At 61.0% G+C, this 15,249-nt stretch carries 15 protein-coding genes; 1 reads left to right on the plus strand and 14 read right to left on the minus strand.

Features of this window, described 5'->3' with window-relative positions; translation table 11 throughout:
* Positions 1-26: 26 nt before the first annotated feature.
* From catA to ACO6VD_RS05305, 11 genes are all read right to left on the minus strand, one after another.
* Positions 27-959 carry a catechol 1,2-dioxygenase gene (gene catA, locus ACO6VD_RS05255; protein WP_400173163.1) on the minus strand — a complete coding sequence of 311 codons (933 nt, stop codon included), beginning with the start codon at positions 957-959 and terminating at the stop codon, positions 27-29.
* A gap of 38 nt (positions 960-997) precedes the next feature.
* Positions 998-1,288 carry a muconolactone Delta-isomerase gene (catC, locus tag ACO6VD_RS05260; protein ID WP_133213657.1) on the minus strand — a complete coding sequence of 97 codons (291 nt, stop codon included), beginning with the start codon at positions 1,286-1,288 and terminating at the stop codon, positions 998-1,000.
* Positions 1,289-1,299: 11 nt separating this feature from the next.
* Positions 1,300-2,421 (minus strand): muconate cycloisomerase family protein, encoded by a 1,122-nt coding sequence (locus ACO6VD_RS05265; protein WP_422417494.1) that lies wholly within the window; start codon positions 2,419-2,421, stop codon positions 1,300-1,302.
* 19 nt (positions 2,422-2,440) lie between these two features.
* A complete protein-coding gene (locus tag ACO6VD_RS05270; protein WP_422417495.1) occupies positions 2,441-3,202 on the minus strand; it encodes a 1,6-dihydroxycyclohexa-2,4-diene-1-carboxylate dehydrogenase in 762 nt (253 codons plus the stop codon).
* Between the two features lie 65 nt (positions 3,203-3,267).
* Positions 3,268-4,278, minus strand: coding sequence for a benzoate 1,2-dioxygenase electron transfer component BenC (gene benC / locus ACO6VD_RS05275; protein WP_400173158.1), 1,011 nt, complete (start codon positions 4,276-4,278; stop codon positions 3,268-3,270).
* Positions 4,279-4,303: 25 nt separating this feature from the next.
* Entirely contained in the window at positions 4,304-4,792 is a 489-nt protein-coding gene (gene benB, locus ACO6VD_RS05280) for a benzoate 1,2-dioxygenase small subunit (RefSeq protein WP_038616069.1), read from the minus strand.
* Complete coding sequence (gene benA, locus ACO6VD_RS05285; RefSeq protein ID WP_400173157.1) at positions 4,789-6,147, minus strand: benzoate 1,2-dioxygenase large subunit; 1,359 nt, start codon at positions 6,145-6,147, stop codon at positions 4,789-4,791. Before benA ends, benB begins: the two co-directional genes overlap by 4 nt.
* Positions 6,148-6,253: 106 nt before the next feature.
* A complete protein-coding gene (locus ACO6VD_RS05290) occupies positions 6,254-7,210 on the minus strand; it encodes an AraC family transcriptional regulator (RefSeq protein WP_400173156.1) in 957 nt (318 codons plus the stop codon).
* Between the two features lie 141 nt (positions 7,211-7,351).
* On the minus strand, positions 7,352-8,605 hold the full coding sequence (locus tag ACO6VD_RS05295; RefSeq protein WP_422417497.1) for an OprD family porin: 1,254 nt from the start codon (positions 8,603-8,605) through the stop codon (positions 7,352-7,354).
* A 122-nt stretch (positions 8,606-8,727) separates the two neighbouring features.
* On the minus strand, positions 8,728-10,059 hold the full coding sequence (locus ACO6VD_RS05300; protein WP_422417498.1) for an aromatic acid/H+ symport family MFS transporter: 1,332 nt from the start codon (positions 10,057-10,059) through the stop codon (positions 8,728-8,730).
* Between the two features lie 147 nt (positions 10,060-10,206).
* Positions 10,207-11,163, minus strand: a complete 957-nt coding sequence (locus ACO6VD_RS05305) for an AraC family transcriptional regulator (protein WP_422417499.1) — start codon at positions 11,161-11,163, stop codon at positions 10,207-10,209.
* 129 nt (positions 11,164-11,292) lie between these two features.
* Between ACO6VD_RS05305 and ACO6VD_RS05310 the strand changes: the two genes are divergently transcribed.
* Positions 11,293-12,168 (plus strand): LysR family transcriptional regulator, encoded by an 876-nt coding sequence (locus tag ACO6VD_RS05310; protein ID WP_422417500.1) that lies wholly within the window; start codon positions 11,293-11,295, stop codon positions 12,166-12,168.
* A gap of 17 nt (positions 12,169-12,185) precedes the next feature.
* On the opposite strand, the gene hcnC is transcribed toward ACO6VD_RS05310, so the two are convergent.
* From hcnC to hcnA, 3 genes are read right to left on the minus strand one after another with little or no spacing between them, the layout of a single operon-like run.
* Positions 12,186-13,442 (minus strand): cyanide-forming glycine dehydrogenase subunit HcnC, encoded by a 1,257-nt coding sequence (hcnC, locus tag ACO6VD_RS05315; RefSeq protein ID WP_422417501.1) that lies wholly within the window; start codon positions 13,440-13,442, stop codon positions 12,186-12,188.
* Positions 13,443-13,445: 3 nt separating this feature from the next.
* Positions 13,446-14,840, minus strand: a complete 1,395-nt coding sequence (gene hcnB / locus ACO6VD_RS05320; protein ID WP_422417502.1) for a cyanide-forming glycine dehydrogenase subunit HcnB — start codon at positions 14,838-14,840, stop codon at positions 13,446-13,448.
* Positions 14,837-15,151 (minus strand): cyanide-forming glycine dehydrogenase subunit HcnA, encoded by a 315-nt coding sequence (gene hcnA / locus ACO6VD_RS05325; RefSeq protein WP_400171461.1) that lies wholly within the window; start codon positions 15,149-15,151, stop codon positions 14,837-14,839. Before hcnA ends, hcnB begins: the two co-directional genes overlap by 4 nt.
* Between the last annotated feature and the right edge of the window lie 98 nt (positions 15,152-15,249).

The following is a 15,249-nucleotide window of genomic DNA, read 5'->3' on the forward strand; positions in this document are numbered from 1 at the left end:
CCCCCGCGAGGGATTCAACCCGGTTCTCAGGCGTCCTGCAATGCCCGCGGCCGCTTGCTGCGCGCTTCGCTCGCAGGCTTAGGTGCGCCGAGCAACTGGAAGTCGAAGTCCATTTCAGCAAAGCGCCCTTCTACACCACGGGCGTCAGCTGCCGCCGCATCCTCGACAAAGCGCAACTCGCCGATAAGGCCGTCACGGGTGGCATAGGCGAAGTCGTCCCACAGGTACTCGTCACCCGCCAGGTTGATCTGAGTAGTCAGGTGCCGGTAACCCGGTGCCGAAATAAAGAAGTGAATATGCGCCGGGCGATTGCCGTGACGACCGAGCTGATTGAGCAACTCCTGGGTCGGACCATCAGCCGGGCAGCCATAACCCGATGGCACGATGCTGCGCGCGCGGTAGCGGCCTTCGGCGTCGGTGACGATGCGCCGGCGCAGGTTGTAGTCCGACTGGGTGCTGTCGAAGTACGAGTATGTGCCCTGAGTATTGGCATGCCACAGGTCCACCACGGCGCCAGCCACCGGCTGGCCCTGCTCGTCCAGGACGCGGCCCTGAAGGAACATCACCGTGCCCGGATCCAGGCCATCGTCCATGCGCACTTCGCCTTCGGCCATCGGTGCGCCGGCGACATACAACGGCCCTTCGATGGTACGCGGGGTACCACCACTGATGCCGGCTTCGGCGTCCTGGGCATCCAGTTGCAGGTCCAGGTAGTGCTCGACGCCCAAGCCGGCCACCAGCAGGCCGGCTTCCTGGCGCGAACCCAGGCGGTTGAGGTAATCCACCGCCTTCCAGAATTCATCAGGGGTCACTTGCAGGTCTTCGATGATGCGGGCCACGTCGTTGACGATACGGTTGGTCACCAGCTTCATGCGCGGGCTACCCAGGTCGTTGTTCAGGCCACTGACTTCTTCGAAGAATTTCTGGACATCGGCAGTGTGAGCAATCTTCACGGTCATGATATGTACCTCGAATTGTTGTTATCGGCGTTACACGTTCAACGGTCGTCGCTGTGGATCGATGACGGGTGGCGGCACAGGCCATCGATCTCGATGTCCATGTAGGGGAACAGCGGCAGCTGCATCAGGGTGTCGTGCAGCGCCTCGACGCTGGGCAGGTCGAATACGCTGTAGTTGGCGTAGTGCCCGGCGATGCGCCACAGGTGGCGCCAGCTGCCTTCGCGCTGCAGACGCTGGGCCAGCTCTTTTTCGTCGGCCTTGAGCTGCGCGGCTTTGGCCGGGTCCATGTCCAGGGGCAGGTTCACGGTCATTTTCACGTGGAACAACATGGCATCTCTCCTTACTTGCGGCTGAAGAACGCCAGGCGCTCTTCGTCCAGGGTCAGGCCCAGGCCCGGGGTGCGTGGTACGTGCAGGGCGAAGTCGCGATACACCGGCGCTTCGTTCACGATCTCTTCGGTCAGCAGCAGCGGGCCGAACAGTTCGGTGTGCCAGGTCAGCTTGTTCAGGGTGACAAAGGCATGAGCGGCGGCCAGGGTGCCGATCGAACCTTCGAGCATGGTTCCGCCGTACAGGGCAATGCCGGCGGCTTCGGCGATCTGCGCGGTGCGCAACACGGCACGCGGGCCACCGTTCTTGGCGATCTTCAGAGCGAAGATGCTGGCGGCGCCGTCGGCAGCCAGGCTGAAAGCATCCTCGACGCTTTCGATCGACTCATCGGCCATGATCGGTGCCGGGCTGCGCAGGTTCAGGCGTACCTGGCCGGCACGGTTGATGCGCGAGATCGGCTGCTCGACCAGGTCGATACCGTTGTCGCCCAGCACCTGGCAGGCACGGATTGCCTGGGACTCATCCCAGTACTGATTGACGTCGACCCGCACGCTGGCGCGCTCGCCCAGCGCACGTTTGATCGCGGTCACATGTTTGAGGTCGTGGGCGACTTCGTTGGAGCCGATCTTCAGTTTGAAGATGCGGTGACGGCGCAGGTCGAGCATCTGCTCGGCCTCAGCGATGTCGCGGGCGGTGTCGCCGCTGGCCAGGGTCCAGGCCACTTCCAGGCTGTCGCGCACACGCCCGCCAAGCAGTTCGCTGACTGCCAGGCCCTGGCGCTTGCCCTGAGCATCGAGCAAGGCGCTTTCGATCCCGGAGCGGGCGAAGGTGTTGCCCTTGATGACCTTGTCCAGACGCTGCATCGCCGCATTGATATTGCTGGCGTTCTGACCGATCAACAGTGGCGCGAAGTAGCTGTCGATGTTCTGTTTGATGCTTTCCGGGCTTTCGTTGCCATAGGCCAGACCACCAATGGTGGTGGATTCACCAAGGCCTTCGATGCCATCCGAACACTGCAGGCGGATGATCACCAGGGTCTGCTGCTGCATGGTGTGCATCGCCAGCTTGTGCGGACGAATGGTGGGCAGGTCGACGATCAGCGTCGAGATGCGTTCAATCAAAGGATGACTCATCGAGATCTCCAGGGGGCGCTCAGCCGAGGTCGCCGCCGCCAACCGGCAACACCGTGCCGGTGATGTAGGAAGCCTCGTCGGAGGCCAGAAAGAGGATCGCGCCAACCTGTTCGTCGAGGTTGCCGTAGCGCTTCATCAGGCTGCTATCGAGGGTCTGGTCGACGATCTGCTGGTACCAGACTTTCTCGTCGCCGCTCTGCTCGCCGCTGTTGCGTGGCACCCGGCGTGGCGGTGCTTCGGTGCCACCGGGCGCCGTGGCGTTGACCCGTACACCGCGGCCAGCGGTTTCAAAGGCCAGGCAGGCGGTCAGGGCGTTCACTCCGCCTTTGGCTGCGCCGTACGGCACGCGATTGACGCTGCGTGTGGCGATCGAGGAAACGTTGACGATTGCGCCGCGCCCCTGCTCAAGCATGTAGGGCAATGCCGCATGACAGCACCACAGGGTGGGGAACAACGAGCGCCGCACTTCGGCTTCGATCTGCGCCGCTTCGTAGTGCTCGAAAGGCTTGGCCCAGATGGTGCCGCCAACGTTGTTGACCAACACATCGAGGCGACCGAAGCGCTCCACCGCAGCAGCCATCACCCGGTTGCAGTCGTCGTACTGCTCCAGGTCTGCGGTCAGGGTCAGCACACCTTCGCCTTGCAGCTCATGGACCAGCTCAGAACGATCCACGGCCACCAGCGTCGCGCCTTCTTCGAGCAAGCGTTCACACAGGCGGCGGCCGATGCCCTGCGCCGCGCCGGTAACCAGCGCGACCTTGTTGTCGAATCTGTTGTTCATGACAACCTCGAATAAAAAAGGGACCGACCGTACCCGCACGATGCGACCGGCCCCATAAAACAGGTTCAGGCAGCGGCGGCGGCGAATTTTTCGTAGTAGAAGTTCGCCGGGGTAATGCCCTGTTCGCGGATGTACTGGCTGACCGCTTCGACCATTGGCGGCGGACCGCACAGGTACACATCGACATCGCCTTCGTTGAGGTGACGCGGCTCGATGTGCTGGGTGACGTAACCCTTGAGCGGGTGCTGACTCTCGGGGTTGGCCACGCAGGCGCTGTAGCTGAAGTTGGGGATGCGTGCCGCCAGCGCTTGCAGGCGGTCAAGCTCCACCAGGTCGAAGTCGTTGGTCACGCCGTAGATAAGATGCAGCGGATGCTCGCTGCCCTCCTCGGCGATCTTTTCCAACATCGCGGTGAACGGCGCCAGCCCGGTACCACCCGCCAGCAACAGCAGAGGGCGGCGGATTTCACGCAGGTAGAAACTGCCCAACGGGCCGGCCAGGGTCATGTTGTCGCCAGCCTTGGCCAGGCCGGTGAGGAAGCTGCTCATCAGGCCGCCCGGCACGTTGCGGATCAGGAAACTGACCTCGCCGTCCTTTTGCAGCGAGCTGAACGAATAAGCACGGGTCTGCTCGCTGCCGGGCACGCCGAGGTTGACGTATTGCCCGGGCAGGAAGGCCAGACGGCTCAGGGCATCACCCTTGATCGACAGGGCAATGGTGCTATCGGACAGCTGGCGTACTGCGCTGATGCTGGCCTGGTAGCTGGACTGCTCGGTCTTGCACACCTGCGACGATGCCGGAATGCGCACCACGCAATCGCTTTCGGCGCGCATCTGGCAGGTCAGCACATAACCCTGGGCGGCTTCTTCCTCGCTCAAGGCATCTTCGATGTATTCCTGGCCCAGGTCGTAACGACCGGCCTCGGCAAAGCACTTGCAGGTACCGCAGGCGCCATCACGGCAGTCCAGCGGAATGTTGATGCCTTGGCGGTAGGCGGCATCGGCCACGGTTTCGTCAGCAGTGGCGTCAATGAAACGGGTAACCCCGTCTTCGAAATTCAAGGCGATCTTGTGCATGGCGCACCTCGCAGAAAAGCTGGATTCAGATGTGGTAAACGTCGATGACCTGACGCACGTAGTCGTTCTTGAGCACGACTTTCTTGGCCTTGATCAGCGGCCGTTCGCCGCGCACATCAAGGGTGTAGAAACTGGTGCCGAAGTGACTGTCCACTGTCTTGTAGCGAAAGCTCAGGGTGTGCCAGTTGAAGCGCACCTTGCAGACGCCATCGTTCTGTTCCAGCAGTTCGATGTTGCTGATGTTGTGCGAGGTCCGGGTGTCGGGCATGGTCGCACTGGAGCGTTCGGTCTTGATCCGGAACACACGGTCTTCCAGACCGCCACGGTTGCCGTACCAGATCAGCGAGATTTCCCGTTGCGGGTCTTCGGTAAGCTGGTCGTTGTCGTCCCAGGCCGGCATCCAGAAGGTGGCGTCGGCGGCGTAGCACTCCAGCCAGTTGTCCCACTGGCTGTCGTCCAGGTAACGCGCTTCTTCATAGAGAAAGTCGCGTACTTGCTCGAAGGAAATGCTCATTGCACGGCCTCCACTGGGATCAGCTGTTGCTCGTCGGCGAGGGCCTTGAGCATGGTTTCCTGCCAGTACTTGTGTTGCAGCACGAACAGGCCTTCGTCTTCGGTACGCACACCGCTCATTTGCGGATGCAGGTCGATTTCCTGCGCAGCGGCATCGGCGCCGTCGACCCAATGGGTGGCCCCGCGGGACATGTCGTTCCAGCCACGCCCGCCCTGATAACCCATCTGGCACGAGCGGAACTCTTCGAGGTCGTCCGGAGTGGCCATGCCGCTGACGTTGAAGAAGTCCTCGTACTGACGGATGCGCTGGGAGCGGGCCTCGGCGCTCTCGCCCTTCGGCGCGATGCAATAGATGGTGATCTCGGTCTTGTCCACGGCGATGGGCCGGGCAATACGGATCTGCGAGCTGAACTGGTCCATCAGGTACACGTTCGGGTACAGGCACAGGTTGCGCGAGTTCTCGATCATCCAGTTGGCACGGGCCTGACCGAAGTCGGCGGCCAGCTCGTCACGGCGTTCAAACAGCGGACGGTCCTCGGGGTTGGCCCAACGGGTCCAGAGCAGCAGGTGACCTTTGTCGAAGGAGTAGAAACCACCACCGCTCTTGGCCCAGCCGCCCGCACTCATGGTTTTCACTTCGCTGCCCGCCTCGCGCTGCTTGCGCTGGTTCTGGGTGGCAGCATAGTTCCAGTGCACGGCGCTGACGTGGTAGCCATCGGCGCCGTTCTCGGCGGTCAGCTTCCAGTTGCCTTCATAGATGTAGGAGGAAGAACCGCGCAGCACTTCCAGACCTTGCGGCGACTGATCGACGATCATGTCGATGATCTTTGCCGATTCGCCCAGGTGCTCGACCAGCGGCACGACGTCCGGGTTCAGGCTGCCAAACAGGAAGCCGCGATAGGACTCGAAACGCGCGACCTTGGTCAGGTCATGGGAGCCTTCGCAGTTGAAGCTCGCCGGGTAGCCGGCATCGACCGGATCCTTGACCTTGAGCAGCTTGCCGGAGTTGTTGAAAGTCCAGCCGTGGAACGGGCAGGTGTAGGACGAGCGGTTACCGCTCTTGTGCCGGCAGAGCATCGCACCGCGGTGGCTGCAGGCATTGAGGAAGGCATTGAGCACACCATCCTTGTTGCGCGCGATGAAGATCGCCTGGCGCCCCATGGTGGTGGTGAGGAAGTCGTTCTTTTCAGGAATCTGGCTCTCGTGGGCAAGGTACAGCCAGTTGCCCTCGAAGATGTGTTTCATCTCAAGATCGAACAGACGGGGGTCGGTGAACATCTCGCGCTTGCAGCGAAAGACGCCCTTCTCCTGATCTTCTTCAAGCAGGGAATTAAGGTAATCGAATCCCAGGGACATGGCCGGGGCCTCCGTTGTTATTGTGTTCAGGCCATGTCAGGTTAAGGAGCGAGGGGGACGGCAAATATCCGCTTTGTGCAGACCTTTATCCGTTTTCTGCAAAGTGTCAGGAACGACGCTTGAGGGTGTCGGAGGGGAGTTCGCCGAACAGCGACTTGTAGTTTTCCGAGAAACGGCCCAGGTGCACGAAGCCATAATCCATGGCCAGTTCGGTGATGCTGCGCACCGGGCAGTTGGGGTCGGCGAGGCTGGCGTGAATACGTTCGAGCTTCTTCTGGCGTATGTAGATTTTCGGCGTGGTTCCGGCATTGCGCTCGAACAACGCATACAACGAACGCAGGCTCATGCTGGCCTGGCGCGCCAGTTGTTCACTGCAGATATCCAGCTTGAGGTTGCCCTCGATGTAGCCGGCAATCCGGTCAAAGGTCACGGCCTGGCTGGTCAGTGCCTCGCGACTGACGTTGGTCGGCATCAAGGTCAGCATCTTGCTGGCGACGATCTGGCTGTAGTGCTCCTGCACCCGCAACAGCGGCTCACTGGCTTCGGCTTCATGGCAGACCATGGCCAGCAGCCCGGCGAATCCTTCCAGCGCCAGCAATTGGTAATGACTTTGGAGAAAGCGCACGCCTTCGCCTGGGCGCTGCCAGCGTTGCTCATCGCAAACACTTTCCAGCAAGCGGTTGGGCAGCTTCAGAATGAATTTTTCGCAGTCGGCGGAATAAGCCAGGTCGACCGGTTCGTCCGGATTGATCAACAGCAACTCGCCCGGCCCGAGCAAACGCTCGGCACGACCACGCCGCCACAGGCAATGGCCACGCAGCAGGATTTGCAGGTGAAAGACGTTTTCCAACGCCGGCGACATCACCCGTACTTCGCCACCGTAGCTGATCCGGCACAGATCAAGGCTGGCGAATTTGCGATGATCGAGGCACGCCTCGGGATGCCCGTAACGCGGCAGGCGGATGTGGTGCACCCCCACATGCTGATTGACGTAGGTCGACACGGCATAAGGATCGGCACGATCGAAAACCCGGCTGCGCTCACTGAGCAGGGGACTCTCCATACCAGGACACTCGTTGTAGTTATCCTGCGAGTCTAAGCGATAGCACGGGTTTTCGACCAATCCGTGGATGGACGGTGTGTTTCCAAAAGCATCGGGGGCAAACCCGCTCCCACCGTGGGAGCAGGCTTGCCCCGCGATCAGTTACAACAAGGTCCAGGTATACGTCAGGATCACCCGGTTCTCATCAATATCCGAACGGTAGTTGGACCGCGCCATGGCATTGCGCAAGCGCACCCCCAGCCCCTTCAACACACCGCTCTGCACCGCATAGCCGATGTCCAGATCACGCTCATGCTCCTTGCCCTCGAAGCCCAGCCCGGTGTCGACATTATTGCCTTTCAGGTAGCGCACCGTTGCCGTCAGCCCCGGAACCCCCATGGCCACAAAGTCGTAGTCATAGCGCACCTGCCAGGAGCGCTCATCGGCATAGGAAAACTCATAGGTTGGCACCTCGTTACCCAACGGTGAAATGTTCGGAAACACTCGTGGAAACGCGTTCTCGCCAAAGATTCCCTGGTAGCCGACGCTGAAGGTATGCCCGCCGCGCTTGGCCGACAACAGCGAATAGAACGCCTGGTTGTCGATATCGCCGATGCGGCTTTCGCCCTGCTCCTTGGCGCTGAAGTAGCCAAGGTTGGCGCCGAGCACCCAATCACCCACCGGCTGGCTGTGCTTGAGGCCGACAAAACCCTGTTGATAGATATCCTCCAGACGGCCATACCAAAGGCTCAGGGTGCTGCGGTTAGCGTTGAAGCTGTAGTCACCACCGGCAAAGTTGAAGGCATCGCTGTCAGCCTGACGCTGAGGCAGGTGCCCGAGCATGGCGATCATTTTTTCGTCGCCCGATTCGTTGCGCAGGCTGGTGGAGCTCAGGTGCCCGACCTGCAGGGTCAGGCCGTCGATTTCGGCCGAGCTGATGCTGGCGCCCTGATAAGTCGGCGGCAGCAGGCGAGAGTCGTTGTACTGGAGGATCGGCAGGTTGGTTTGCAGTTCACCGACCTTCAGTTCGGTCTTCGAATAGCGCAGCTTCAAGGTCGCCCCTGCGCGGCTGTATTCGTCAGCGGCACGGCCGTCATCCTGTACCGGCAGCAGGCCGGTGCCGGTACGGTCCGGGCTGCTGTCGAGCTTGAGGCCGAGCAGGCCGATGGCATCGACGCCCACACCGATGGTTCCGGGGGTGTAGCCCGACTTGAAATTGAGAATGAAGCCCTGCCCCCACTCCTCGGCCTTGGACTGCTGGTTGGCGCCGACGATGCCGGAAAAATCACGGCTGAAGTAGTAGTTGCGCGCCTGCAGAGTGGCGGTGGCGTCCTTGAAGAAATCAGGTTCGGCGGCCTGGGTGGTGAAACTCAGGGCGAGCAAAGACAGCAACCCGGTTGGACGGAAGTTGTTCATGATGACGTGCTCTTTTTATTGTTGTTTTTGACTTGAGAACTGTGGCGTCTGTATCGCGGGGCAAGCCCGCTCCCACCGGTTCAACGCGGTCCCGGTGGGAGCGGGCTTGCCCCGCGATGAGACTAAGCCGCCGACTGCAGCCCTACCCCGGCCTGCGCAGAACTACGGCTGGCAAACACCATCATCGCCACCGCCGCCACCGCACCCGGCACCGCGAAGGCCATGAAGTTCAGTGCCAGCGGCAACTGGATACCCAGCAACAGGCCGCCGAGGATCGGGCCGACGATGGCCCCGCTACGACCTATGCCCGATGCCCACCCCAGCCCCGTGGAGCGGATGCCCATCGGATAGAACTGGGCGACACAGGCATAGGCCAGGATCTGCGTACCAATAGTGGTGGCCCCGGCAATCGCGATCAGCAAGTACAACACCGGTGTCGGGCTTTTGAAGCCAAGCAGGCTGATCGACAACGCTGCCAGCGCGAAGAACACCACCAGCACACGGTCGAGCTTGAACCGATCGCCAATCCAGCCGCCACCGACCGCACCAAAAATCGCCCCGAAGTTGAGCACCAGGAGGAAGGCCAGGCTCGATCCCAGGCCGTAACCGGCATTGCTCATCAGTTTTGGCAGCCAGGAGTTGAGGGCATAGACCATCAGCAGGCAACAGAAGAACGCGACCCAGAGCATCAAGGTGCTCAATGCCCGACCTTCACGGAACAGCTGCGGCACAGAACCACCGGCCTCAACGCCTGTGACCACTTCCAGGCGGTCACCTGCCTGTGGCTGGTAGCTGGGTTCGACCCGTTGCAGCAATTGGCTGGCCTGTTCGGTACGCCCCTGGCGCACCAGAAAACCCAGGGACTCCGGCAAAAAGCGCAGGATCAGCGGCAACAGCAGCAAGGGAATGACCGCTACATAGAACACCGACTGCCAACCGAAGGCCGGCAACAACACGATACCCAGACCCGCCGAGAGCATGCCACCCACCGAGTAGCCACTGAACATGATGGCGACCAGGGTGCTGCGCATACGTTTAGGCGCGTACTCGTTCATCAACGCCACCACGTTGGGCATCACCCCGCCGATACCCAAACCCGCCAGGAAGCGACAGATGCCGAATTCGGTAGGGTTGCGGGCGAAACCATTGAGCACGGTAAAGCCGCTGAAGAGGATCACGCAGATCATGATGGATTTCTTGCGCCCGATGCGGTCGGACAAGGGCCCGAACACCAGGGCACCGAACATCATGCCAAACAAGGCATAGCTGCCAAGGGCGCCAGCTTGCAGCGGGGTCATGCCCCACTCCTGCATCAACGCCGGCAACACCACGCCATAGATGACCAGGTCATAACCGTCGAAGATGATGATCAGCGCGCACCAGAACAGCACACGCCAGTGGAAAGTATTGAACTTCGCCTGATCGATCAGGCTGTTGATATCGATAGCTCGCATGTGGCGTGTCTCTTTTGTTGTTGTTATCGAAACCCAATGGCGAACCTGCCGGGCAGTGTTCGCGATCTCAGGTTAGGAGCAGTACAAAAGGGCCAATAGCCGTTTCCTGCGAATCGTTATCCAGTTTGCGCAAGGGCTGACCAGGGGTCAGCGATGACGCTTGAAGGTGACCGAGGGCAGCTCGCCGTAACGCTGACGGTAGCTTTCGGCAAAGCGCCCCAGGTGCAGGAAACCGTAGTCCAGCGCGATCTCGGTAACGTTGCGCACCGGGCTTGCCGGGTCCTGCAACGCCGCATGAATCCGCTCAAGCTTGCGCTGGCGCACATAGCCTTTGGGCGATAAGCCGGCATGGCGTTCGAACAGCGAGTACAAGGAGCGCTCGCTGACCCGCGCCACATTCATCAGCTGGACAACACTGATGTCCTGATCCAGATGGGCGTCGATGTAAGCCGCCAGCTGCTCGAACGAGTGAGGCTGCTGCGCGGGTTCGCCACGCTGAACATTATTGCCAAGCAAGCTGAGCAGCTTGCTCGCAACGATGCGCCCGTAATGCTCCTGTACCTGCAGCAATGAATGAGTGGATTCCGCTTCTTCGCACACAAGACCAAGCAGGCCGATAAAGCCTTCCAACTCGCCAGTGACATGCCGCGCGCGGTTGAAACGGATGCCACCCTCGGGCACTTGCCAACGCTGCTCCTGGCACGCCTGCTCCAGCAGGCTGACCGGCAGTTTGAGGATGAACTTCTCGCAGTCGGCCGAGTAGGTCAGGTCCACCGGATCGTCCGGGTTGATCAGCAGCAGCTCACCGGGCACGTAGTAATGCTCATTGCCGCGACAGTTGGACTGGCAGTGGCCCTTGAGCAATATCTGCAGGTGATAAAGGGTACCCAGAGCAGGCGAGGTTATCCGCGCCTTGCCGCCATAGCTCAAGCGGCACAGGTCGAGGCTGGCAAACTTGCGATGGTTGATGCTCGCTTGCAGGTCGCCGGTTCTGGGCAGACGTAGGCTATGACCACCCACATGCTGGTTAACGTATTCGGACACGGCATAAGGGTCGGCGCGCTCAAACACACAGCTGCGCTCGCTCAACAGGTGGCTGCTCATGGGCTGCCCTCTTCTTGTTCTTGCTGGACGATATCCACAGGGTCTGGTTATCCACAGGACGCCAGCTTGCGTCAGCCCCGGCAGGCAGTCCAATATCTGTTGGGTAGGCAACAATACCCTGGAGGTATCATGGAACTGCGCCATCTGCGTTACTTCCGGGTGCTCGCGCAGACCCTGAACTTCACCCGCGCCGCCGAACAGCTGCACATCGCCCAGCCGCCCTTGAGCCGGCAGATCCGTCAGCTGGAGGAAACCCTGGGGGTCGAATTGCTGGAGCGCAGCCGTCCGCTGCGCCTGACTGAAGCCGGGCGCTACTTTTACGAGCAGAGTGCAATGTTGCTCGACCAGCTTGAGCAGATTTCCGAAGGTACCCGGCGAATCGCCAACAGCGAGCGCCAATGGCTGCGTATCGGTTTCGCCCCCTCGACACTTTATGACTTGCTGCCCGACTTGATTCGCCAACTCCGACGCACTGAAGAACTGGAGCTGGGCCTGCAGGAGATGATCACCCTGCAACAAGTCGAAGCCTTGAAAGCCGGGCGCATCGATATCGGCTTTGGCCGTATTCACATCAACGACCCCGCCATCGATCAACAGGTATTGCGCGAAGATCCGCTGGTGGTCGCCCTGCCCTGTGGACATCCGTTGATTGGCCAGCCCATTGACCTGGTGCGCCTGGCCTTTGAACCCTTCGTCCTCTACCCCGCCACACCACGCCCGAGTTACGCCGACCACATCATGGCGTTGTTCTCCAGCCAGGGGCTGAGCGTACAGGTGATCCAGTGGACCAATGAACTGCAGACCGCTCTAGGACTGGTGGCCGCCGGCCTGGGGATAACTTTGGTACCCGCCTCGGTGCAACGCCAGCATCGCGACGACATCGTTTATGCACCGCTGAGCGAAGCAGCGGCGGTTTCCCCCATCATTCTCAGTCGCAGGGTTGGGGATAACTCTCCACAGGTCCGGCATTGCCTGGACCTGATCGAACGTATGACCGGCCAATAAGGCCGGTCATACAACGCTTATGCCTGCGCGGTCTTGAGTTTATCCACAGCCCCGGTGTGGAAGCGCTCGGCTAGAAACGGGGTGATATCCACAGGTGAGTTTTCCCCATGCAGAACCTTGTCGATCATCACACCGGTGATCGCCGAGGTCAGGATGCCCGTGCGGAAATGTCCACAGGCATTCAGGTAGCCGGAGACTTCCGGCACCGGCCCAAGGATCGGCAATTCATCCGGCGACCCGGGCCGCAAGCCGGCCCATGTACGTTTGAGGTTGATCTGCGCCAGCTCCGGAATACAGCGAACGGCACCCTGCACCAGGCCATTGATTTCCGGGAAGGTGTTGCTGACGTCGAAGCCCTTGTCTTCGGTGGTGCTGCCAATCAGGATCTCGCCGTTGTCCTTCTGTGCCATGTAGCAATCGCTGGTGGTCAGACAGCCGTTCAACAGCTTGGGCATGCGTTCGGTGAGGATGATCTGGCCCTTCACCGGACTGACCGGGATCCGCAGGCCGGTCGCCTGTTCGCTGAGTTCAGCGGCCCAGGCGCCCGCAGCATTGATCAGGGTCTGACAATGAAAGGTACCCGCTTCGGCGGTCTGCACCCCACTGACCCGGGATCCCTGGTGCAGCACGCCGGTGACATTGGTGTTGTGAAACAGGTCCACACCGTTCTGCCGCGCCGCTTCCATATAGGCATCGGCCAGACGGAAGGGACTGACCTGGTGATCGCAGAGAAACTCCAGCGCACCACGCGCCGAATGGCTGACTGCAGGTTCCGCCAGGCGCAGGGCCTCGCGGTCGAGCCAGCGCACTTGCTCGGCCAGGTGCGGGATCTGCGCAACGATATGCTCGGCATACAGCTGGTCTTCATCGTCGTAGATCACATACTTCAAGCCCGTGCGTTCAAACTTGAAGTCCATGCCGTGACGCTCGATCAACTCCTGGTGCAGCTGTGGATAAAGTGCATTGGACTGCAGGGCAAAGTCGAAGAACGATTGCGGCAGGATGTGTGGCGTACTGGCATCCACCGCCACCGCAGCGCCTTGGGCCTGGCGTTTGTGCTGGCTGGACATCATGCGAAAGAAAATCACCCCGCAGCCGAGGCCAACCGACTCGCCTATCGCCCATAAGCCACCGGCCGAAGCGCGTGTGGCATTGCCCGGGCGCTTGGCATCGATCAGGGCGATCTTCAGGTTCTTGCGTTTGGACAACTGATAAGCGCAGGAGGCGCCGATAACACCACCGCCAGCAATCACGACATCATAGGTTCTGTTCATGGGTCAGCCCTCCGCGCCGGGTTGCTGGAATGCCGAGAAAGGAATCGGGTCGACCGGAAAACGCGGGCGCAACCAACCGACGTCAGCGCGCCCCGTGGCTTCGCGCAAGCGGTCGCTGCAATAGCCAACGCACATGCGTCCCTGACAGTCGCCCATACTCACCCGGGTGCGCATCTTCAAGGCTGCCATGTCTTGCACACCCTGCTCCAGGGCCAGGTCGATATCCGCACGGGTGACATGTTCGCAGCGACAGATCACCGTATCGGCGCGCGGCAATTCGATCTGCCGGGTGCCACGCTGGGTGTAGCGCTCTATCCCGGCACGAAAGCGTTTGATCGCTGCCAACTGGCCAAGGTACTGCTCGCGTAGCTCGATGGCTTGTTCGGCATTCAGCACTTCGCGCTGCAGCAGGATCGATACGGCGGCGATACGCCCGGTCAGCATCGCGGCCTCACCGCCGCGGATACCACTCATGTCACCCGCCAGATGAATGTGCGGCTGACTACTCTGTTGCCAGACGTTGCACGTGGCACGCAGGTAGCCATCGTCATTGAAGCCATGTTCCAGGCCCAGCTGCTGGCTCAACTGGGTTCGCGGGATAAAGCCGTAGCCCACCGCCAGGGTCTGCGCAGGCTCACGCTGGGCGCGGCTGTGATCGGGCTGCCAGTTGTTGTCATACGGCGCCAGGATCACCTGTCCGAGTTCGCCTTCGCCCTTGGCCTCGACCACGCCCCAGCCGTAATACATCGGAATGCCATTGAGCTTCATGTAGCCGAGCATGCTCAGGCCATCGAGGAACAGCTGTGGCTTGTTCAACAGCGCCAGGCTTTCCTTGGCGATCTTGCCGAAGGCGCAGGCTTCATAGACGCCGACCACTTTCGCCCCGGCAGCGTGCAACTGGCAGGCCACCAACGGCAGCAACGGACCGGTGCCGGCAATCACTGTGCTGCCCAAGGGTTTGACCACGCCGCTTTTGATCTGCAGTTGCAAACCACCGAGCAACAGCACACCGGGTAGCGTCCAGCCTGGAAACGGCACATTGCGCTCGTGGCATCCGGCCGACAGCACCAGGTGCGAGTAGTCGATCTGGTGCAGACACTCTTGTTCATCGAGCACCATCAGGCGCTGCTCGTCACCGCCTACCACCCGGCTGTTCAGGCGCAGGTCGATCTGCCCGGCGCAGGCGGCAAATTCCTTGTGCAGGGTGTTCAGGGCCTTGCTGTAGCGCGCGCCGAGATACCCCAGATCAACACCTGCGCGCAGCGGCCCGCGATACACCACTCCACCTGGCCGCGAGGCTTCATCGAACAGCACACTAGATACACCGTGGCGCGCCAGTTCAATGGCGGCCGCCATGCCTGCCGAACCACCGCCGACAATTACAGGACGCAGACTCATGGCGCCTCCTGCCCGGCAAAGCGGTTGCTCAGGGTGTCTACCTGCATACCAGGCTGGACCACGGTCTGGCAGGCGCGACGCTTGGGCCGCCCGTTGATTGAAACCAGGCAGCAGTGGCACACGCCCATGCCACAAAAAGCGCCCGTCAGTTGCGCGTGATCGTTGCGCGCCACCTGGCGAATGCCCACGGCATTGAGCACGGTAAGCACCGTCTCACCGGAGGCGACTTCGACCGGTTGGCCGTTGAGTTGGATGGTCATGTCAGCCCGCGACAGGGGCTGGATATCGAGTTTTCGATCCAGTGTTTGCATAGCCTTTCATCCGTGAAAAGGGAAAATGGATTTTTCACAGTATGCCAAGCAGACACGGCAGCTATTGATCCAGGCCAGCTTTCGGCTGACTTGAACAG

Origin of the sequence: Pseudomonas sp. GZD-222 (genome assembly GCF_049310525.1) — a bacterium.
In the GTDB taxonomy this organism is placed as follows: domain Bacteria; phylum Pseudomonadota; class Gammaproteobacteria; order Pseudomonadales; family Pseudomonadaceae; genus Aquipseudomonas.